This is a genomic window from Flavobacterium sp. (genome assembly GCF_040402835.1).
Lineage (GTDB): Bacteria > Bacteroidota > Bacteroidia > Flavobacteriales > Flavobacteriaceae > Flavobacterium.
Map to the genome: position 1 here is coordinate 1 of NZ_JBBALW010000009.1, position 21,458 is coordinate 21,458.

Below are 21,458 nucleotides of genomic sequence, written 5' to 3' on the forward strand. Positions count from 1 at the left end.
ACAGTACCTAACAAAGGAAATTTAGATTTTTTCTAAAACTTTCGGATAGCTGTGAAAAAATTTATATCAAATTTAGGTTATGTTTTAATTTCATTATTAAACTTATTAAACCTCAAACGTTTCCAACTCTAGAACCCAAACCCAATAGCTCAATAAAATCAATAGTGATTAACCCGTTGGGTGTAATTAATTTATTTGATTCTTAATATTATTAATTGGTCTATCAAAGATGAATTTATTGACATATTGAACCAATGTTAATGCTGTTATTTTAGCTAAAATTCTTGTTTTAAATCCCTCGAAAGATTTAGCGTAATTGTTTCTAATTTTGAACTGGTCACATAATTGAGAAAATAATGTTTCAATTCTTTTTCTTGATTTTCTAAAGATATAAGCCTGTGGTTTATAATCTACTTGATTTTTTCTTTTTGGAGTTTCTAATTTGATATTTACCGTTTGAAACAAATCCAATTGAATAGTTTTTGACAAATAACCTCTATCTCCAAGTAGCACACAATCAGACATTTGTTGTTTTATATTCTTTAAAAAATGTACATCATGAACTTCTGCTTTTGTAATATCTAACGAATGAAAAATACCTGATACAGAACAAACTCCGTGAACCCTATTGATTTGTTCTCAAATCAAATCTTAAAATTTCTATCTGAATTAGTTGAAAAAATGCCGTGAAATTATATCGGATTTAATAATCAATTTTATTACAAAAATGTTGCTTGGCTTAATCTTCATTTTTTGCATATTTTTTCATTTTGAAGCTAATTTATATTTTAAGAAACTATATACTAATTTTTTGTTAGTAAACATAGATATGTAAACAAATTTGTTTATTTTTGTATTATGAAATCAGAATTAAATCACTTAAAGGGAATTCATCCCGGCTTGGTATTGAATCGCGAATTGGATAAACGCCATTTGCGAAAAGGTGCTTTTGCACTCTCTTTACAAGAATACCCTCAAACCCTGACCGCTATTACCAAAGGTAAAAGAGGAATGAATACAGCGTTGTCTCTAAAAATTGAAAAAGCTCTCGGATTAGAAGAAGGTTATTTTATGATTTTACAAGTGTATTACGAAATTGAAGAAGAAAAAAGAAAGCTAAATAAAAGTTGGACTAATTTACCGCAATTGCGACCTGTATTGTTCTGGGATACTAAAATGACATCCCTTGACTGGGAAAAACAGAAAAAAGCAATTATCAAAAGAGTTTTTGAGCGTGGTAATGATATAGAGAAAAACGAAATTATTCGATTTTATGGAGCTAAAACTGTTAATGACTTACTAAATAAACATCTGCAAAATGCTTCATTATAATACTGTAACGCCTTTGCTGCGTAAAATTTTAGCCGAATTAATGATTGCTGATGTCTTTGCAGATTTCAGACTTGTGGGAGGAACTGCATTAAGTTTACATAGAGGACACAGAATGTCTGTTGATATAGACCTTTTTACTGATGTCGATTACGGTTCTCTAGACTTTAATACCATAGATTCTTTTTTACGTTCTAATTATCCTTATGTTGACACCAACAATTATGACGTTATAGGAATGGGAAAATGTTATTTTATTGGTGAAAATAAACAAAACTGTATAAAATTAGACTTGTTTTATACTGATTCATTTATTGATAAAACCTTATTAATTGATGGCTTGCGTTTGGCCAGCATTGAAGAAATAATAGCGATGAAACTTGATGTAATAGTAAGAGATGGTAGGAAGAAGGATTTTTGGGATATACACGAATTAAAAGATGATTATTCAATTTCTGATATGCTTACCCTTCATGAAAAGCGCTATCCTCATACTCACGATAGAGCAACATTAATAGATAAGTTTAGTTATTTTAAGAGCGCCGACGATGATTTTGAACCTGATTGTTTAAAGGGCAAATATTGGGAATTTATAAAACTAGATATACTAGATTTTATAAAAGAAGTTAAATAGAAGGTTATAAATCTTTGAATTTCTATCTGAATTAGTTGAAAAAATGCCACAAAAAAACCTCTAGATTACTCTAAAGGCTTTTGGTTCAACAATGTGAAGGCAGAAGGATTCGAACCTTCGACCGCCTGCTTAGAAGGCAGGTGCTCTATCCAGCTGAGCTATGCCTCCATTGCTCATTAAAAAAGTCGGGGTGGCAGGATTCGAACCTGCGGCCTCCTGCTCCCAAAGCAGGCGCGATAACCGAGCTACGCTACACCCCGTTAAAAGATAATTAATATCTTTAGTAATCTCAATATTTTTTAATAATTCTTAAGTGCGACCTTCACGCCTTGCGTGACGCGATAACCGAGCTACGCTGCACCCCGAATAAAAACATAAAAAGCGGAGAGTAAGGGATTCGAACCCTTGGTACAGTTACCCATACGCATGTTTAGCAAACATGTCCTTTCGGCCACTCAGGCAACTCTCCAATGAAGAACGTGTCTTCTCCTTAAGCGGTTGCAAATGTAACGTACTAATCTATATTTTACAAATTATTAATCGGATTTTTTAAATGTTTTTTAATTGTTAATTTAAAATCATTAACTATCAATCGTATAGCGTTATTTAAATTCAAATATCAGTTATTTTATTGTACCACCCTCAAATAAACTCTTGAATAAATATAGAATTTTATATTTTACATCTTTTTTTGAAATAATAATCTCGGTTTTCTAATTTAGTATTTACTCAAAATGATTAAATTCGCAGTCTAAAACTAAAACAATGATAAATAAAAAAGTAGTAATCGTATCTGCCGTAAGAACTCCAATTGGAAGTTTCATGGGTTGTTTGTCCACTGTCTCAGCACCTCAACTTGGAGCTATCGCCATAAAAGGAGCCTTAAATAAAATTAATTTAGATCCTAATTTGGTCGATGAAGTCCTTATGGGAAATGTAGTCCAAGCTGGCGTTGGTCAAGCTCCTGCTCGTCAAGCAGCATTATTGGCTGGTCTTCCAAATACTGTAATTGCAACTACAATAAATAAAGTTTGTGCCTCGGGAATGAAAGCAGTAATGCAAGGCGCACAGGCAATTATGTCTGGCGATGCCGAAATTGTAATTGCTGGTGGAATGGAAAATATGAGTTTGATTCCTCATTATATACATCTTAGAAATGGACACAAATTTGGTCCTGCAAATATGGTTGACGGAATGCAAAGAGACGGTTTGTCTGATGCTTACGACAATAGTGCGATGGGAGTTTCTGCCGATTTATGTGCTTCTGAATATAAAATATCCCGAGAAGAACAAGATAATTTTGCAGTTCAATCCTACGAACGCTCAGCAAAAGCTTGGGAAGCCGGAAAATTTGATGCCGAAATAGTTCCTGTTGAAGTGCCTCAAAGACGTGGCGAACCAATTATTGTTTCTAAAGACGAAGAGTTTTCTAATGTCAAATTAGATAAAATTCCAACATTAAACCCTGCTTTCACAAAAGACGGAACGGTTACAGCAGCGAATGCATCTACCATAAATGATGGTGCTGCGGCAGTTATATTAATGAGTGAAGAAAAAGCAATTGCATTGGGTTTAAAACCTTTAGCCTATATTAAAAGTTATGCCGATGCTGCTCAAGAACCAAAATGGTTTACCACTACCCCATCAATCGCAGTTCCTAAAGCATTAGCAAAAGCAGGGATTTCCATTGGAGATGTAGATTTCTTTGAGTTCAACGAAGCCTTTTCAGTTGTGGGTCTTGCCAATTCAAAAATTTTAGGGTTGGATGCATCTAAAGTCAATGTTAATGGCGGTGCGGTTTCGTTAGGACATCCTCTTGGTTGTTCTGGTGTAAGAATTATCGTAACTTTGATAAATGTTTTGGAGCAAAATAATGCAAAAATTGGTGCTGCCGCAATATGCAATGGTGGCGGAGGTGCTTCCGCAATTGTGATTGAAAGAATTTAAAATTATTTTAAATTATGAATTATAAATTTTAAATTTAAATAAAAAAAAATGTTCGGAATTTGTAATTTAGCGATTATACCTTTAAGATTGGAACCAAACGACAGAAGCGAAATTGTTTCTCAAGTCTTGTTTGGAGAGCATTTTGAAGTGTTAGAACAGTTAAAACAATGGTCGAAAATTAAATTGCAGTTTGATAATTATGAAGGTTGGGTTGACACCAAACAATATCAGGTAATTTCAAAAGAAGATTTTAAATACATTTCCAAAGATGTTATTATTTTAAATGGCGACTTAATAGATTATATAACCGCTCCAAATAATTTTTTGCTTCCAATTCCGCTTGGTGCCTCACTTTCATTTCTAAATAATACAGCTATAAATACTGCCAATTATGATTTTGAAGGTGCAAAAGATAGTGGAATTAAACCAAAATCAGAGCTTATAAATACTGCTTTTATGTATTTGAATGCTCCCTATTTGTGGGGCGGGAAAAGTCCCTTTGGAATTGATTGCTCGGGCTTTACGCAAATGGTGTACAAGTTAAACGGATATAAATTATTGAGAGACGCATCACAGCAATCAAAACAAGGCGATGCTTTGAGTTTCATTGAAGAAAGTGAACCTGGAGATTTAGCTTTTTTTGATAACGAAGAAGGCAATATCATTCACGTGGGTATTATGATGGAAGACAATTATATTATTCACGCCAGTGGAAAAGTCAGAATTGATAGACTAGATCACTTAGGTATTTACAATGCGGAAGCCAATAGACATACGCACAAACTTCGAGTTATTAAAAAAATTATATAAAAAAATACCGACTTGTTTATTAACAGTCGGGATTTTAATTTTAAGAGAAAGAGTTTATTTTTTCAATTTATCTTTCAATAGTTTTGCTTTATCCGTAAATTCAAGTGCATTATAAACCCCAATTAGAGTTTTGATTGCATCAACATTTTCAGGGTCTAATTCTGTTACTTTTTCTAAATAAGGAATAGCACTTTTATAAACATCTTCTCTTTGTTTTTTCAAAACATCATATTTTTTCATTTCAGCAGGTGAAGTCCCTAACTTATTCATTTTTTCAATTAGTATTTTTTCAGAATCTAATTTCAAAATAGCTAAGTTTAAGTAGGCATTGGTATATTTAGGATTAATTTCTATGGCTCTCAAATAATATTTTTCCGAATCTACTAATTCCTTACTATTATAACTGACTACTCCTAAATTGAAAACTAAATCAGCATTGTTTGGATTTTTAATTAATGCTTCAGAAATCAATCTTTTGTATGTTATCATATCATTTGATTTCAAATACAAATCAGATTCGGTAATAATCAATGCTACATCGTCTGGGCTTTCAATTCTAGCTGCTTTAATAGCGGTTTTTGCTTCGTCTGACCTACCTAACTCTACTAATATCAAAGCAATGTTTTTAAAAATTTCAGGTCTTTTTGAAACAACTTTTTCATCACGGGGATCAGTATATAATTTTAACTTTGTCTTTGTTTCCCTATCTAATTTTGCATCAGGAGTATTTCCAAAGTAATCTTCTTTGTCTGTGAGGACACTTTTAGCATAATAGGCGGTACATTCTCCTGTGTAATTTAGATTTTTTAATTCCTGATAATATTGCAATGCTTTAACATACTCTTTCGCATTAACGGCGTAGTTTGCGGCAAAATACAATTTTTCAACATCTTTTTTATCTAATTCATAAATATTAGCTAAAACAAGCGCTGCATCTTTTAAATTTGATTCATTTGCTAGAGCAATAGCGTAATTAACCAACATCGGTTTAAATGAGTTTATTGTTTCTTCAATTTTTTTGGAATAAACCTGTTTTCCTGACTTTTTTTCATAGGCCAAAGTAGCATTTAAGTTTAAAACCAATTGATTGACATTTTCAACTGTTAAGTACTTGGTTATAAATCCAATTTTGTTAACGTTTTCTGGTTTTGACATAACAGAATTCAATTCCAAAACTGAAGTTATCGCCTTATAAAATCCGAAATAAACTTTGTCATCTTCGGTAGAATTTAAAACTAAAGGTTCTGTTTTTATTAAAGTTGCTTTATATTCTGCCAAATCTGCATCAGAGATTTTCTCTTTTGCATATAATTTTTTTAGTGTTTTTAACTCGTCTTTTTGAGCAAAAATACCTACCGACACCATAAAAAATCCAGTAAGTAGTACAATTCTAATTTTCATAATACCAATTTTAATGTTTTTACTAATTATTCTTCACTATCGTCTTCAGATTCATCATCAGAATCCGCATCGTCGTCTTCAGAAACTTCATCGTCGTCATCATCGTCATCATCAGCAGCGCCTTCTTCATCTTCAAGAATTTCCAAAACTGGTTTCACTCTTTCGATTGCTTCTACTTCAATAACATTTCCATCTTCATCCAAAACTTCTTCAACTACATCGTCTTTCATAACTTTGGTTACAGCTGCGATGGAATCATTTCCTTTAATGTTGATAAGTTTCACACCTTGTGTTGCACGACCCATTACTCTCAAATCCTCAACTGCCATTCTAATGGTCAATCCAGATTTGTTGATAATCATTAAATCATCGGCATCGGTTACGGCGTTAATAGAAATTAATTTACCCGTTTTCTCCGTGATATTAAGAGTTTTTACCCCTTTTCCACCACGGTTGGTAATTCTATATTCATCAATACTTGAACGTTTTCCATAACCATTTTCTGCAACAACAAGTATTTCACTACTCATATCATTTACAGAAACCATTCCGATTACTTCATCAGATTCATCTCTTAAAGTAATTCCACGAACTCCAGAAGCTGTTCTTCCCATTGGACGGGTTTTGCTTTCTTCAAAACGAACCATTTTACCAGATTTAACCGCAATCATAATTTGACTGTTTCCATCTGTTAGTTTCGCTTCTAATAATTCATCGCCTTCCTTAATAGTAATTGCGGCAACTCCGTTCACACGTGGTTTAGAATATTTATCAAGTGACGTTTTCTTAACTTGACCTTTCTTAGTAACCATAATAAGGTTGTGACTGTTGGTATATTCTTTATCTTTTAGATCTTGTGTACAAATAAATGCTTTCACTTTATCATCACTTTCAATGTTGATTAAGTTTTGTAAAGCACGTCCTTTTGCGGTTTTACTTCCTTCTGGAATTTCATAAACACGCATCCAGAAACATTTTCCTTTTTGAGTGAAGAACATCATATATTGATGATTTGTTGCTACAAACATGTGTTCTAAGAAATCTAAATCTCTTGTTCCAGCACTTTTTTGACCAACTCCTCCTCTATTTTGAGTTTTGTATTCTGTAAGATTGGTACGTTTAATATAACCCGCGTGAGAAATTGTAATTACTACATTTTCATCGGCAATTAAATCTTCAATACTTACATCGCCACCAGAATATTCAATTACAGAACGACGCGCATCTCCATATTTATCACGAATTTCAACCAGTTCTTCTTTAATTAAATCGGTTCTTAAATTTAAATCTGCCAATAACTCTTTCAAATGTCCAATCAATTTCATCAATTCATCATATTCCGCTCTCAATTTGTCTTGTTCAAGACCTGTTAACTGACGCAAACGCATTTCTACAATTGCACGAGATTGAATATCTGATAATTTGAATCTTTCAACTAATTTTTCTCTTGCTTCTTCTGTGTTTTTTGAACTACGGATTAATGCAATTACTTCGTCAATATTATCAGATGCAATAATTAAGCCTTCTAAAATATGCGCTCTTTCTTCAGCTTTACGCAATTCAAATTGCGTTCTACGAACGACAACTTCGTGACGGTGCTCGATGAAATAGTGAATCATATCCTTCAAATTCAACATCTGAGGACGCCCTTTCACCAAGGCAATATTATTTACACTAAAAGAAGATTGTAATTGTGTGAATTTATAAAGTGTATTCAAAACTACGTTTGGCGTAGCATCTCTCTTTAATATATACACAATTCGCATTCCGTTTCTATCCGATTCATCACGGATATTCGCAATACCTTCAATTTTTTTATCATTAACTAAATCAGCGGTTCTCTTAATCATATCGGCTTTATTCACCTGATATGGAATTTCTGTTACAATAATAGATTCTCTTCCGTCAACCTCTTCAAAGTTCACTTTAGCTCTCATTACAATTCTTCCACGACCTGTTTTGAATGCTTCACGAACACCTTCGTAACCATAAATTATTCCACCAGTAGGAAAATCTGGGGCTTTAATATGATTCATCAATTCGTCAATTTCAATGTCTGTATTGTCTAAGTACGCCAACGTTCCATTGATAACTTCCGTTAAATTATGAGGTGGCATATTGGTGGCCATACCAACAGCTATTCCCGTAGCTCCGTTTATCAACAAAGTAGGAACTCTTGTAGGCATTACTTTTGGTTCGTATAAAGTATCGTCAAAATTCAATTGAAAATCAACGGTTTCTTTTTCTATATCTGCCATAATCTCTTCCGAAATCTTACGCATTCTCGCTTCAGTATACCGCATTGCTGCAGGACTGTCGCCATCAACAGAACCAAAATTTCCTTGTCCGTCAACTAAAAGATACCGCATGCTCCATTCTTGAGCCATACGAACCATGGCGTCATAAACAGAAGTATCTCCGTGTGGATGGTACTTTCCTAAAACTTCTCCTACAATTCTTGCAGATTTTTTATGGGCAGATTTCGAAGTAATCCCCAATTCGTGCATTCCAAAAAGTACTCTTCGATGCACTGGTTTCAAACCGTCTCTAACATCTGGGAGTGCTCGTGATACAATTACCGACATCGAATAATCGATGTATGCTGTTTTCATTTCATCTTCTATGTTAATTGGAATTAACTTTTCTCCGTCAGACATATTATATAGTTATATTAAAATTATTTTGTTTCAAAAATCTTGCTAATATAGTCTTTATTAAATATTTTTAACGCTAATTTGCACATAAATTTAGGCAATTTATTAACAAAATTATTAGCGAATTCAGTTGATAAATTAATTTTCAATTTCTCTTTCATTATCAGATATTTTTTTGTCAATTAGCTGACAGTACTTACACGGTAGGTATGATTTTTGTATTTATTACATAAATTAACTAAATTTACAATAAGCAATAAGAATAATATGGATGATAATTTTTCACCAAGAGTAAAAGATGTAATAACATTCAGTAAAGAAGAAGCCTTTCGTTTAGGTCATGACTTCATTGGAACAGAACACTTAATGCTCGGTATCTTGAGAGATGGCAACGGAACAGCCATTGATATTTTGAATAATTTATCAATAGATTTGGATTTTTTACGCAGAAAAGTAGAAATTCTAAGTCCCGCCAATCCGGGGAAGGAGATCAACAATGAAAAGAAAAATTTGCATCTTACTCGTCAAGCGGAAAGAGCTTTAAAGACTACTTTTCTTGAGGCTAAAGTGTTTCAAAGCACCTTAATTAGTACAGCACATTTACTTTTGTGCATACTTCGAAACGAAAATGACCCAACAACCAAGCTGCTGAATAAGCTAAAAATAGATTATGACACAGCTAAAGAACAATATTTAAACATGACACCAAATAATAGTGAAGGTGAATTCTTAGAAAATTTACCAAAAGCAGAATCTTATAATGAAGATTCAGGACAAGATGACAGTCTGAAAGGCGATAGTTTTAATAATCCCGCCAATAAATCAAACAAAAAATCCAAAACCCCTGTTTTGGATAATTTTGGGAGAGATTTAACGGAAATGGCCGAAGAAGGAAAATTAGACCCTGTGGTGGGTCGTGAAAAAGAAATTGAGCGTGTTTCTCAAATTTTGAGCCGCCGTAAAAAGAACAATCCATTGCTAATTGGCGAACCTGGAGTTGGTAAATCTGCTATTGCAGAAGGTCTTGCTTTGCGAATTATCCAAAAGAAAGTATCTCGAATTTTGTTTAACAAACGCGTGGTAACCCTTGATTTAGCCAGCCTTGTTGCAGGAACAAAATACCGTGGACAGTTTGAAGAACGCATGAAAGCGGTAATGAATGAATTGGAAAAAAATGAAGACATTATTCTTTTCATTGATGAAATTCACACTATAGTTGGTGCTGGTGGCGCAACAGGTTCTTTGGATGCTTCCAACATGTTTAAACCCGCCCTTGCCCGTGGAGAAATTCAATGTATTGGCGCTACAACATTAGACGAATACAGACAATATATTGAAAAAGATGGTGCTTTAGAACGTCGTTTCCAAAAGATAATCGTCGAACCGACTTCTGTTGAAGAAACGATTACCATATTAAATAATATCAAAAATAAATACGAAGACCATCACAATGTAACCTACACAGACGAAGCAATTGAAGCCTGTGTGAAATTAACAAACCGATACATGTCAGAGCGTTTCCTTCCAGACAAAGCCATTGATGCGCTTGACGAAGCAGGTTCTCGTGTTCATATTACTAATATTGAAGTGCCAAAACAAATTTTAGAATTGGAACTTCAATTAGAAGAAGTTCGCGAAATGAAAAATACTGTTGTTAAAAGACAGAAATATGAAGAAGCAGCAAAACTTCGTGATGATGAAAAACGCATCGAAAAAGATTTGGCTATAGCTCAAGAACAATGGGAAGAAGATGCCAAAAATAATCGTATTTTAGTTACTGAAGACAATGTTGCCGATGTAGTTTCTATGATGACTGGAATTCCTGTGAATCGTATTGCACAAACTGAAAGCAATAAGTTAGCTAAACTTCCTGAACTTATTCAAGATAAGGTAGTTGGACAAAATGAAGCAGTTATGAAAATCGCTCGTTCAATTCAACGTAATCGTGCGGGATTGAAAGATCCAAATCGACCGATTGGTTCCTTCATTTTCTTAGGACAAACTGGGGTTGGGAAAACACAATTAGCCAAAGTTTTAGCCAAAGAATTATTCGATTCTGAAGATGCGTTGGTTCGAATTGACATGAGTGAATACATGGAAAAATTTGCCATTTCAAGATTAGTTGGAGCGCCTCCAGGATACGTTGGTTATGAAGAAGGTGGTCAATTAACCGAAAAAGTACGTAGAAAACCGTATTGTGTCGTATTATTAGATGAAATCGAAAAAGCGCATCCTGATGTTTTCAATATGATGTTACAAGTTTTAGACGATGGTTATTTAAATGATAGTTTGGGTCGCAAAATAGATTTTAAAAATACGATTATCATTATGACTTCTAATATTGGTGCGCGTCAACTCAAAGATTTCGGTCAAGGTGTAGGTTTTGGAACCGCTGCTAAAATTTCGCAAGCCGATGAAAATTCTAAAAGCATCATTGAAAATGCACTTAAAAAAGCATTTGCACCTGAGTTTCTTAATAGAATTGATGATGTAATTGTTTTCAATGCCTTAGAAAAACACGATATTGACTTGATTATTGAAATCGAATTGAAAAAATTATACGTAAGAGTAAAAGAATTGGGCTACAATCTTAATTTATCAGATAGCGCCAAAGCGTTCATTGCCGATAAAGGATTTGACAAACAATTTGGTGCCAGACCTTTAAAAAGAGCGATTCAAAAATATGTTGAAGATGCTTTGGCAGAAGAAATTATTACCAGTAAAATTAGTTCAGGAGACGAGATTTATATGGATTTGGATGAAACTTCGCAAGAATTATTCGTGAATGTAAAAAAAGCATCGGAACCTACAAATCAGTAGATTTTGGTGCTTTGAATTATTTAAAAAAACTTTTCTGTAAGTTTACCTTTTAGTAAATCAGATAATTTTTTATTAAAAAAATTCATATGTGTTTTCTTAAAGCTTCTTTATACAAGTCTTCATATAAAGGTACGATATTTTTAATGTCGAATTGCTTTGCAACGGACAACGCATTTTCTTTAAATTTAGCTAAGACAGCAGTATCACTTAAAATTTTGATAGCATTTTGAGCCATTTCTTGAGTATTTCCAACATCGCTTAAATAGCCTGAAACACCTTCAAAATTTACTTCTGGTAGTCCGCCAGAATTACTTGAAATAACAGGAACTCCCCAAGCCATTGCTTCTAAAGCTGCTAGTCCAAAACTTTCTGTTTCAGATGGCAAAAGAAACAAATCAGTATAACTCAGAATTTTATCGATTTCATTGCTATTACCGAAAAAAATAACTTTATCAGAAATGCCTAATTTTTTACACAAATTTTCTGCAACTTCTTTTTCTGGACCGTCACCAACCATCATTAATTTAGATGGTATTTGTTGTTGAATTTTATTAAAAATTTCGATTACATCTGGAATGCGTTTAACTTTTCTAAAATTACTAATATGCGTAATGATTTTTTCATTTGTATTTGCCATAACCGAGCGCCGACAAGCTATATTTGAATCTATTTTTATTTTATCCAATTCAATAAAATTTGGAATCACGTGGATTTCCTTTTTAATATTGAAAAGTTTATAGGTTTCATCTTTCAAATTTTGAGATACAGAAGTAACCACATCTGATTTATTAATACTGAAACTTACCGCTGGTTTATAGAACGGATGATTTCCAACCAAAGTAATATCTGTGCCGTGAAGTGTTGTTACCATTGGAATTTTAATCCCTTCGGCTTTCAACATTTGCTTTGCCATATATCCTGCATAAGCATGAGGAATAGCATAATGAACGTGTAAAATGTCGATTTTGTAAAGTTTTACCATATCCACTAATTTGCTTGACAAAGCCAATTCATAAGGTTGATAAAGAAACAAGGGATATTCTGGAACGTTTACTTCGTGATAATGAACATTGGGATTTAAAAGTGCCAAACGAACAGGCTGACTGTAAGTTATAAAATGAATTTCGTGCCCTCTTCGAGCCAATTCAAGACCTAATTCTGTAGCAACAACGCCACTTCCTCCAAATGTTGGATAACAAACTATTGCGATTCTCATTTTTGAATTTTAGTGTAACGAAAGTAACGAAAATTGATTGTAGAACAATTAAACTTACGTTAAAAAATATTTAATGGTAATTATCTCTCAATTGCATCGTAAATTACCTTCTGAATATCTTCCCGGATATTCTCTTTTGATAGTTTATTTACTGTTGCTTCTGGAAAAGTTCTATTGGATAAAAAGACATATACAATTTCATTTTCAGCATCTGCCCAAGCAATTGTTCCAGTAAAACCAGTATGTCCGAAACTTATCATTGGCACACAACCACACGTTGGACCAGAAGCACCCAATTGAGGTTTGTCAAATCCAAGCCCTCTCCTATTGCCTTCTTTGCAGAAATAACAGGTGTTAAAATCGTCAAAGGTTTTAGATGAAAAATACTGAACATTTCCATAATTTCCCTTTTGCAAATACAGCTGCATCATTTTTGCAACATCCATTGAATTCGAGAAAATCCCAGCGTGACCGCCTACTCCACCTTCCATAGCCGCTTCCATATCGTGAACATAACCCTGAATTATTTGGTGACGGAAATACGTATCGATTTCTGTTGGTGGAATTGCATTTTTATCAAATTTTGTTAATGGATTGTATAGTGTATTGTTCATTCCAAGTGAATTATAAAAATTTTCTTGACTCAAAACATCCAACTTTTTACCAGTCATTCTCTCTAAATAATCCTTTAAAATAATAAATGTAAAATCACTGTATTTATATTCTTTTTTGAGTGATAACTTACTGTTTACAATTATTTTCATAATTGTATCGTGATAATCATTTCTTATAAATAAGCTGTCAGCAACCTTTTTTGAAAATTGATCGTTACTTATTTTGCTATAATATTTAGGTAAGGGAACTTTCGAACTGTCTAATGTTGCTTTATAAAAAGGAATCCAAGCTTGAAAACCTGCATAATGCGATAATAAATCTTTAAATGGGATTGCAGCTTTATCAGAATTTTGGAAAATTGGAAGCATATCTCCTAATTTTGTATCCAAATTCACTTTATTTTGATCATTCAATTGCATTACATTTGGCAACGTAGAAATAATTTTTGTTAACGATGCAATGTCATAAACATCCGAATTTTTAACTTTTGCAGTGTTTTCATAAGTATGTGAACCAAACGATTTTTGATAAATTACTTTTCCTTTTCGAGCCACTAAAATTTGTAATCCGGGTGTCATTTTATTATCAATTGCTTTCTTTGCTAAAACATCTATTTGAGCCAAAATAGCAGGATTCATTCCAACATTTTCAGGGGTAGAAAAACCTAAACGATTAATTTTTTCTGTTGACAAGCCATCATTTACATTAAAATTTGGAAGAATAGAAACAGGAAGTTTTCCTTTTGCTTCAATAGCTCCGAATAGTAATTCGGCCGAAACTTCTTGAGCTATATCTGCATTTTGATACGAAACAACTACTGCTTCTATTTCATCAAAAGTGGTTACGGGAAGTAGCGAATAGGGTTTTGTAAATGCGTCTAAAATAACTACGTTTTTCTTAGCAATTTCTTGCAACCAAAGTAATTCCGTTTCTGTAAAATCTTGCTTTTTCCAAGCCTTGTCCGATTTATGGAAACCAACAATTACCGTATTAAATTTGCTTAATTGCACATTTAGACTATCAATATTTTCGTTTGTAATTTCTGTAATTTCTGTGTATTTTTTTAACGTTGAAACAAAAGAACTGTTTGTATCATCACCTAACTTTACATATGCTATCTTATTGTTTTCTAATGACTTGATAGGTAAAATTTCATTTTTATTTTTCAAAACGGTAATTGCATTTTCATACAATTGATACTGTAAAGCATCGTTTGAAGTTGGCGTAATTTCCTTAATTAAATTAACAGTATCTATAGGTTTGAAATTATTTAAACCTGCAAAATACTTGAATTTAAATATTTTCTTCACTGATTGAGACAATCTAAATTCAGAAATCAATCCGTTTTGGTATGCCAAACAAATTTTTTCAATTGCGGCTGGAACATTTTCTGAAAATAAAAGAATATCATTTCCTGCCAAGAATGCTTCCAAATCAATATCGCCAGGCGTTAACGGTATTCCATCTTCCCTTTTGTAGTTACTGGCGCCTTTCATATTCAAGGCATCGGTAAAAATTAAGCCGTCAAATCCCAATTGATTTTTAAGAATATTGGTAACTACATTATAGGATATTGATGTCGGATAATTAATTCTTGGCTCTAAACTTGGAACGCTTAAATGCGCAACCATCACTGAAGCCAGCCCTTCCTGAAACATTTTTTTGTAGGGATATAACTCAACCTCATTTATTCTTTCTTTTGAAAAACTAACTAATGGCAATGATAAATGCGAATCTGCTTCTGTATCGCCGTGACCTGGGAAATGTTTTCCAGTTGAAAAAACGCCTTGTTTTTGAACACCTTTCATCAATGCAATGGCGCTATTGGTAACGTTTTCTTTATTTTCCCCAAAAGAACGAAAACCGATAATTGGATTTTTTGGATTGGTATTGATATCTAAAACTGGGGCAAAATTGAAATGAACGCCCAATCTTTTGCTTTCAAATCCCATTTTATCACCAACTTTTTCAATTAATTTAGTGTCTCGAATGGCACCTAAAGTCATATTCCAAGGAAAACGATACGTAGAATCCAAACGCATACTCAAACCCCATTCGGCATCAATGCCTATAAATAATGGTAATTTAGATTTGGATTGGTAGCGATTTGTCAAATTGGCTTGACGAACGGGTCCGCCTTGAAAAAAAATCAAACCTCCAATTTTTGATTCTTTAATAAGTTTGTCAATGGAATTTATATGAATAGAATCTTTGTTGGAATAGGCAGCTACCATAAAAAGTTGCCCTACTTTTTCATCAAAACTCATTTGATTATAAACACTATCAACCCATTGTTCTTCTGCTCTTGATTCAGAAAAAAAAGGATTTTTGAAAGGTTTTTTATCTACAAATAAATTAGCATCAAATTCATTTGCAATTGAATTTTTAGATTTGACATGCTTAATTGAAGAACAAGAAATTCCAAATGCAATTAGCATTACACCTAAAAAAAAACGAAGAAGAACTGATTTCATTAAATGAATTTATTTTAAAAAAAGCGACTGTGCCAACTATCCATTGCTGGAACTTCCCAAGATTCATTGTATTCAGCGATATTATTTATCAAATTATTGAAGACAATTGTGTTTTCTGTAACTGCTTTGTCCTTTGCCATTTTTTTGAAATCAAGCAAGGTTTTATGTGCAACGTGTTCACCTAATTTGAAAGTAACATTCATTTTATCCAATAAATCTACTTCATATTTCTGTTCTAAATTTTGAATAAATTGAACCGAAGAATCTATAGAACAGCCTGTTGCTGCTTGAACTTCTTGATTTACGGCAAGAATTATAAACCGATTGTATTTTAATTCAAAAGACGCTTCCAAACTGGTTCCGTGTGCTGCCCAATTTTCAATAAACACTTTTAAATCAACTTCAATTGCTGCAAATTCCTCGTCAGAGAATTTTCTATTGGATTGATAAATCCATATTTTAGATTCTTCTGGTAAATTTTCGAAAGGAATATACATGATAATTTATTTTTTAAATTCTGATTTATATAATTACAAATCTTGAGCATTTGCAATTAGTTCGGCAATATCCATAACTTTAACATTGCCTTCTTTTTCTTTGTTTTTGATTCCGTCGGTCATCATTGTATTGCAAAATGGACAACCAGCAGCAATTATGTCAGATTTTGTTTCCAAAGCCTCTTCCGTTCTTTCGATATTCACTTCTTTATTTCCTGGTTCTGCATCCTTAAACATCTGCGCGCCACCAGCACCACAACACAAACCATTGGCTTTTGAACGTTTCATTTCAACCAATTCGGCATCCAATTTGCGAATTAGTTCTCTTGGTGCTTCATATACATTATTGGCTCTACCCAAATAACAAGGGTCATGAAAAGTGATTTTTTTGCCTTTAAACTGACCGCCTTCAATAGTTAATCGACCGTCATCTAACAACGATTTTAAAAATTCTGTATGATGAACCACTTCGTATTTTCCACCTAATTCGGGATACTCATTTTTCAAAGTATTGAAACAATGCGGGCAAGCGGTAACTATTTTTTTTGCTTCATATGCGTTCAAAACTTCAATGTTCATCATTGCTTGCATTTGAAACAAAAATTCATTTCCAGCACGTTTAGCAGGATCTCCAGTACAACTTTCTTCGGTTCCAAGTACAGCAAAGAAAACATTGGAACGATTTAATATCTTCACAAATGCTTTTGAAATTTTCTTTGCTCTATCATCAAAACTTCCTGCACAACCAACCCAAAATAAAACTTCGGGTTGTTTTCCTTGTGCAAGCATTTCTGCCATTGTTGGAACTACTAAACTTTCTGACATATTATTTATATTTATTTATGACAACTAATGCGTTATCATTATTTATTCGTGATGTTCGTCATCAAAAACCTGAATTGTAACTTCTTTATCAACTAAATCTGTAAATTTTCCTCTGTATCTTGTAGCTTTAACTAAGTGATTATCAATCCAATGGTAATTTCCTCCACGTGGTTTTCCCATTACCATTCCGTGGTATTTGAAACCGTGTAGTTTCAACCAAATTTCAGTATATTCTCTGTGCGCTTCTGTTCGTGAGGTAAAAAAGAAGATAATGTGCCCTTCATCGTACCATTTATTCAAGGTAATTAATGCGTCAGGATATACTGCTGCTGTCAACATTCTCTCAGGTTCTTCGTTTGGAATATCATCACTAACGGTTCCATCAATGTCTATTAAATAATTTTTTACTCCTTCTGGTAATATTGGACTAATTGTGTGACCATTTTCTGATGCAGCAACTAATTGCCTGTCTAAATCTTCTGAGTTCATTTTTGTTGTGTGTTGTGTTTGTAATTTAATTTAATTTAAAACATTTAAAGTTCTTAAGAACTCTCTTAAACTCTCCTGTAAGAGAATTTTTAATGTGATTATTGTTATTCGTTTTTCCAATTCAAACGATCTTGCTGATTGTATTGCCATGGTGCGCCGTTGTTTTCAATATTACTCATCATAGCATTTAAAGGCATTGGCGCAGCACTTTGCTCCATAACTAAATACCTTCTCATATCCATAATGATGGATAACGGACTAATATTTACGGGACATTCTTCAACACAAGCATTGCAGGAAGTACACGCCCAAAGTTCTTCAGGAGTGATAAAATCGTTTAATAATGTTTTGTTATCTGGAATAAAAATCCCTTTATTCGCATCTATATTTTTACCAACTTCCTCTAAACGGTCTCTGGTATCCATCATAATTTTTCGAGGAGATAGCTTTTTACCCGTTTGATTTGCAGGACAAACTGAAGTACATCGACCGCATTCAGTGCAAGTATAGGCATTCAATAGTTGCACCCAATTCAAATCTTGAACATCGCTTGCGCCAAATTTTGAGGGAAGGGCATTTTCATCAATTGGAGCTGTTGCATAAGGATCTGCATTTGGATCCATCATCAATTTCACTTCTTTTGTAACCGATTCTAAATTGTCAAATTGTCCTAAAGAATTTAAATTAGCAAAATAAGTATTTGGAAATGCTAATAAAATGTGCAAATGTTTTGAGAAATACAAGTAGTTTAAAAATATTAATATTCCAATAATATGCATCCACCAAACAGCTCTTTCAATCATCATGACCAATGATTCTGAAAATCCGTTGAAAATTGGAGCAATAAATTGTGAGATTGGAAAAGATCCTTCTTGAGAATAATGACCGAAACCTCCTGGAATATTTTGCAAATGTAAATCGGCGGCATTCATTAATAAAAACAAAGACATCAGCACGATTTCAAAATATAAAATATAATTGGCATCGCTTTTTGGCCACCCTTTTAAATCAGAATGAACAAATCTTTTTAGTTTAATAATGTTTCTACGAGCGTAAAAAACAAGTACTGCAACCAAAACTAAAAAGGCTAATATTTCAAAAGAGCCAATTAAAATATTATAAAATGTTCCTAAGAATGAAAATACACGATGGGTTCCAAAAAGTCCGTCAATTATGATTTCTAATAATTCTATATTAATGATTACAAAACCAACGTAAACAATTATATGAAGTACTCCAGCAATTGGTCTTTTTACCATTTTAGATTGTCCAAGCGCAATCATTGCCATATTTTTCCATCGAAAAGCAGGATTATCTGAACGATTAATAGGCTGTCCTAACTTAATGTTTCTGATAATTTTTCTAATATTAATAGTAAAAAAACCAAAACCTAAAAGTAAGATAATTGCAAATAAAATAGTGTCTAAATAACCCATAAAGTATTATTTTTTAGTATTTGAAAGGGTGTCTTTCGGACTTGTATACGGTTTGTTTTTCTTTCCAAAAAGAGAAACATTCACATATCTCGTGGGATTTAGGCGAACATCTTGAAGTAACAACTCCAATTCTTTTGAAGTTTTATCTAAATTATTATACATCGATTCATCTTTAACCATCTTTCCAAAAGTTCCTTTGCCAGATTGAACTTCACTCATTATCTTATCAACATTAACAAGGGTTTTCTCAAGATTTCTAACTATTTGTCCAAGGTTAGCTTTTGATAATGAATCTGAAATTTTAGTAAAATCAGAAGAAACTTTGTTTAAATTAGTTAATGTTCCATCAATTTTACTTTTATTATCTCCTAAAATAGCATTAACATTTTTAGCCGCTATATTAAATCCTGCTAATGTTTCATTTAAGTTAGAAATACTACTTTTTAAATTTTCCTTAGATTTTGTATCCAAAACATCGTTCAAATTTTTTAGTAATAAATCAGCATTAACTACCATTTTCTCTACTTTTTCTTGCAATGGAGATAATTTATCTGCAACAAGATCAGTCAATCCTTTTTTGACGGCGCTTTTCAAAGTATCGCCATTTATAGCCATATTTTTATCATCAAAATTTGGAATAATTTGGATTTGTTTACCACCAATTAAGCCAGGCTCATAAATAGCTACAATACTTGATTTAGAAAACGGAAAACCACTTTTTACTTGAAGTTGAACTACTAACTTTCCATTGGTATTTTGCAGTGTTATTTTTGAAACTTTACCCACAACCAAACCATTTATTGTTACGGGTGCGTTTGAAGCCAATCCTTCTACATTATCGTATTCGACGTAGATGATTTTGTATTCATTTAATAAATCTCTTCCTTTTAAATAGCTATAACCCCAAATAAATAGGGCGATAGACGAAAGAACTAATATTCCAGTTTTAATCTCTTTAGTAATTTTCAATTTCAGATATTTTGTACAAATTTAAAATAAAACTTTGGTTAATGTAGCATTATTTGATGGCATCTTTAACGGAAATACTTTTTCCGTTTTTAAAAGCAATCAAAAAGGCAGAATCATATCCTTTTGATTTTGCATCCGATAAATTTTTCTTCGCTTCAGAATAATCAGATGTTTGTCCGTAAGTATATTTATATGTGGTTCCGTTATAATCCGAATCAATATTTTTCAAACCTTTAAAATTACTTGGGTCTAAATCCATTTTCTTACTACTTGCAGCAATTTGAACTTTAAATACAACACCCGTTTCATTTTGAACTTCTTTTACTGGTTCTTTTACTGGTTCTTTTTTGATTTCTTTTTTCAGCTCTTTAATCGGTTCTTTTTTTACAATTTCTGCAAGATTTTTCACATCTTTTTTAACAGGAATAGTAGTGTCTTTAGAAGGTTTTTCAACTATTTTCTTTGATGGTCTATCTTTTTCGTTGTTATTGGAACCATTTCCAAAATACTCTTTTTTGTAACTTTTAATCGCTTCTGCAATAGCATTTGCAATTTTATCTTGACCTTCTTCCGAGTCTAATACAGCCCCTTCAATTGGGTTTGAAACAAATCCTGTTTCTATCAAAACTCTTGGCATATAGGCTTTATGCAAAACCATATAAGGTGCTTGTTTTACTCCGCCACCTCTAATTTTTTTACCCAATCCAGAAAATGAATCTTCAATTTTTGCTGCCAATGAAATGCTATTATTCAGAAAATCTTCTTGCATTAATGTCAATCCAATTAAGGTTTCAGGAGAATTCGGGTCGTATCCTTCGTATTTTTGTTTGTAGTCTTTTTCCAAAGTTACCACCTCGTTTTCACTTTTTGCAACTGCCAAACTCGATGCGTTTTTAGTCATCCCCATCACATACGTTTCAGTTCCATCGGCAACCGTATTTTTATTTGCATTACAATGAATGGAAACAAAAATAGTAGCATCTACCCTATTTGCAATGTTTGCTCTTTCAATAAGACCAATAAAAACATCTGTTTTACGAGTATAATTTACTTCAAAATCCGATTCGTCTTCTAATATTTTTCCAACTTTTAAAACAATTCCTAAAGCAATGTTTTTTTCTACGTGACCGTTATAAACAGCACCAAAATCGTGTGCTCCATGACCCGCATCTAATGTTATTTTAAATTTTTTACTTTGGCTAAAGCCTGCAATTGACATTGCAACTATTCCAATAAGAGATACGATTTTGATTTTATTTTTAATGTACATAAAGATATAAGTTAATTTTATTAGAACCTTGGGGCTATAAATTTATTATTTGACTATTTTTGACCGAAAATT

The 21,458-nt window shown here is 32.8% G+C and carries 15 protein-coding genes, 3 tRNA genes and 1 pseudogene; 5 read left to right on the plus strand and 14 right to left on the minus strand.

Annotation, left to right across the window (positions count from 1 at the left end):
• Positions 1–186 precede the first annotated feature (186 nt).
• Positions 187–627 (minus strand): annotated as a pseudogene (locus tag AC9UEH_RS04495) (IS982 family transposase); the annotation flags it as partial.
• A 231-nt stretch (positions 628–858) separates the two neighbouring features.
• Here AC9UEH_RS04495 and AC9UEH_RS04500 point away from each other — a divergent pair.
• Together AC9UEH_RS04500 and AC9UEH_RS04505 are read left to right on the plus strand one after the other, a co-directional pair.
• Positions 859–1,332: a helix-turn-helix transcriptional regulator gene (locus AC9UEH_RS04500; RefSeq protein WP_509528884.1), complete on the plus strand. Its 474-nt coding sequence runs from the start codon at positions 859–861 to the stop codon at positions 1,330–1,332.
• The gene (locus AC9UEH_RS04505) at positions 1,319–1,963 is read left to right on the plus strand and encodes a nucleotidyl transferase AbiEii/AbiGii toxin family protein (protein ID WP_509528886.1); all 645 of its coding nucleotides are present in this window, start codon (positions 1,319–1,321) and stop codon (positions 1,961–1,963) included. Before AC9UEH_RS04500 ends, AC9UEH_RS04505 begins: the two co-directional genes overlap by 14 nt.
• A gap of 94 nt (positions 1,964–2,057) precedes the next feature.
• Here the strand turns inward: AC9UEH_RS04505 and AC9UEH_RS04510 are convergent.
• From AC9UEH_RS04510 to AC9UEH_RS04520, 3 genes are all read right to left on the minus strand, one after another.
• Positions 2,058–2,131, minus strand: a tRNA-Arg gene (locus tag AC9UEH_RS04510).
• A 17-nt stretch (positions 2,132–2,148) separates the two neighbouring features.
• Positions 2,149–2,223 (minus strand) — tRNA-Pro (locus tag AC9UEH_RS04515).
• 122 nt (positions 2,224–2,345) lie between these two features.
• Positions 2,346–2,432, minus strand: a tRNA-Ser gene (locus AC9UEH_RS04520).
• 299 nt (positions 2,433–2,731) lie between these two features.
• Here AC9UEH_RS04520 and AC9UEH_RS04525 point away from each other — a divergent pair.
• Together AC9UEH_RS04525 and AC9UEH_RS04530 are read left to right on the plus strand one after the other, a co-directional pair.
• Positions 2,732–3,910, plus strand: a complete 1,179-nt coding sequence (locus AC9UEH_RS04525; RefSeq protein ID WP_509529048.1) for an acetyl-CoA C-acyltransferase — start codon at positions 2,732–2,734, stop codon at positions 3,908–3,910.
• Between the two features lie 48 nt (positions 3,911–3,958).
• Positions 3,959–4,720, plus strand: coding sequence for a C40 family peptidase (locus AC9UEH_RS04530; RefSeq protein WP_509528888.1), 762 nt, complete (start codon positions 3,959–3,961; stop codon positions 4,718–4,720).
• Positions 4,721–4,774: 54 nt separating this feature from the next.
• Here AC9UEH_RS04530 and AC9UEH_RS04535 read toward each other — a convergent pair whose 3' ends face one another.
• A complete protein-coding gene (locus AC9UEH_RS04535; protein WP_509528890.1) occupies positions 4,775–6,121 on the minus strand; it encodes a tetratricopeptide repeat protein in 1,347 nt (448 codons plus the stop codon).
• A 26-nt stretch (positions 6,122–6,147) separates the two neighbouring features.
• Positions 6,148–8,778, minus strand: coding sequence for a DNA gyrase subunit A (gyrA, locus tag AC9UEH_RS04540; protein ID WP_509528892.1), 2,631 nt, complete (start codon positions 8,776–8,778; stop codon positions 6,148–6,150).
• Between the two features lie 264 nt (positions 8,779–9,042).
• Here gyrA and AC9UEH_RS04545 point away from each other — a divergent pair, with 264 nt between their 5' ends.
• Positions 9,043–11,595: an ATP-dependent Clp protease ATP-binding subunit gene (locus AC9UEH_RS04545; protein ID WP_509528894.1), complete on the plus strand. Its 2,553-nt coding sequence runs from the start codon at positions 9,043–9,045 to the stop codon at positions 11,593–11,595.
• Between the two features lie 82 nt (positions 11,596–11,677).
• Here AC9UEH_RS04545 and bshA read toward each other — a convergent pair whose 3' ends face one another.
• The 8 genes from bshA to AC9UEH_RS04585 form a co-directional block, all read right to left on the minus strand.
• Positions 11,678–12,811 (minus strand): N-acetyl-alpha-D-glucosaminyl L-malate synthase BshA, encoded by a 1,134-nt coding sequence (bshA, locus tag AC9UEH_RS04550; RefSeq protein ID WP_509528896.1) that lies wholly within the window; start codon positions 12,809–12,811, stop codon positions 11,678–11,680.
• 80 nt (positions 12,812–12,891) lie between these two features.
• On the minus strand, positions 12,892–15,900 hold the full coding sequence (locus tag AC9UEH_RS04555; protein WP_509528899.1) for a serine hydrolase domain-containing protein: 3,009 nt from the start codon (positions 15,898–15,900) through the stop codon (positions 12,892–12,894).
• A 14-nt stretch (positions 15,901–15,914) separates the two neighbouring features.
• Positions 15,915–16,397, minus strand: coding sequence for an ABC transporter ATPase (locus AC9UEH_RS04560; protein ID WP_509528901.1), 483 nt, complete (start codon positions 16,395–16,397; stop codon positions 15,915–15,917).
• 33 nt (positions 16,398–16,430) lie between these two features.
• Positions 16,431–17,222 (minus strand): (Fe-S)-binding protein, encoded by a 792-nt coding sequence (locus AC9UEH_RS04565; RefSeq protein WP_509528904.1) that lies wholly within the window; start codon positions 17,220–17,222, stop codon positions 16,431–16,433.
• A gap of 42 nt (positions 17,223–17,264) precedes the next feature.
• Positions 17,265–17,711, minus strand: a complete 447-nt coding sequence (locus AC9UEH_RS04570) for an LNS2 domain-containing protein (protein WP_509528906.1) — start codon at positions 17,709–17,711, stop codon at positions 17,265–17,267.
• Positions 17,712–17,815: 104 nt separating this feature from the next.
• Positions 17,816–19,147 carry a 4Fe-4S dicluster domain-containing protein gene (locus AC9UEH_RS04575; protein WP_509528909.1) on the minus strand — a complete coding sequence of 444 codons (1,332 nt, stop codon included), beginning with the start codon at positions 19,145–19,147 and terminating at the stop codon, positions 17,816–17,818.
• 6 nt (positions 19,148–19,153) lie between these two features.
• Positions 19,154–20,116 (minus strand): MlaD family protein, encoded by a 963-nt coding sequence (locus AC9UEH_RS04580; protein ID WP_509528912.1) that lies wholly within the window; start codon positions 20,114–20,116, stop codon positions 19,154–19,156.
• A 49-nt stretch (positions 20,117–20,165) separates the two neighbouring features.
• Positions 20,166–21,386 carry an N-acetylmuramoyl-L-alanine amidase family protein gene (locus tag AC9UEH_RS04585; RefSeq protein ID WP_509528915.1) on the minus strand — a complete coding sequence of 407 codons (1,221 nt, stop codon included), beginning with the start codon at positions 21,384–21,386 and terminating at the stop codon, positions 20,166–20,168.
• Positions 21,387–21,458 lie beyond the last annotated feature (72 nt).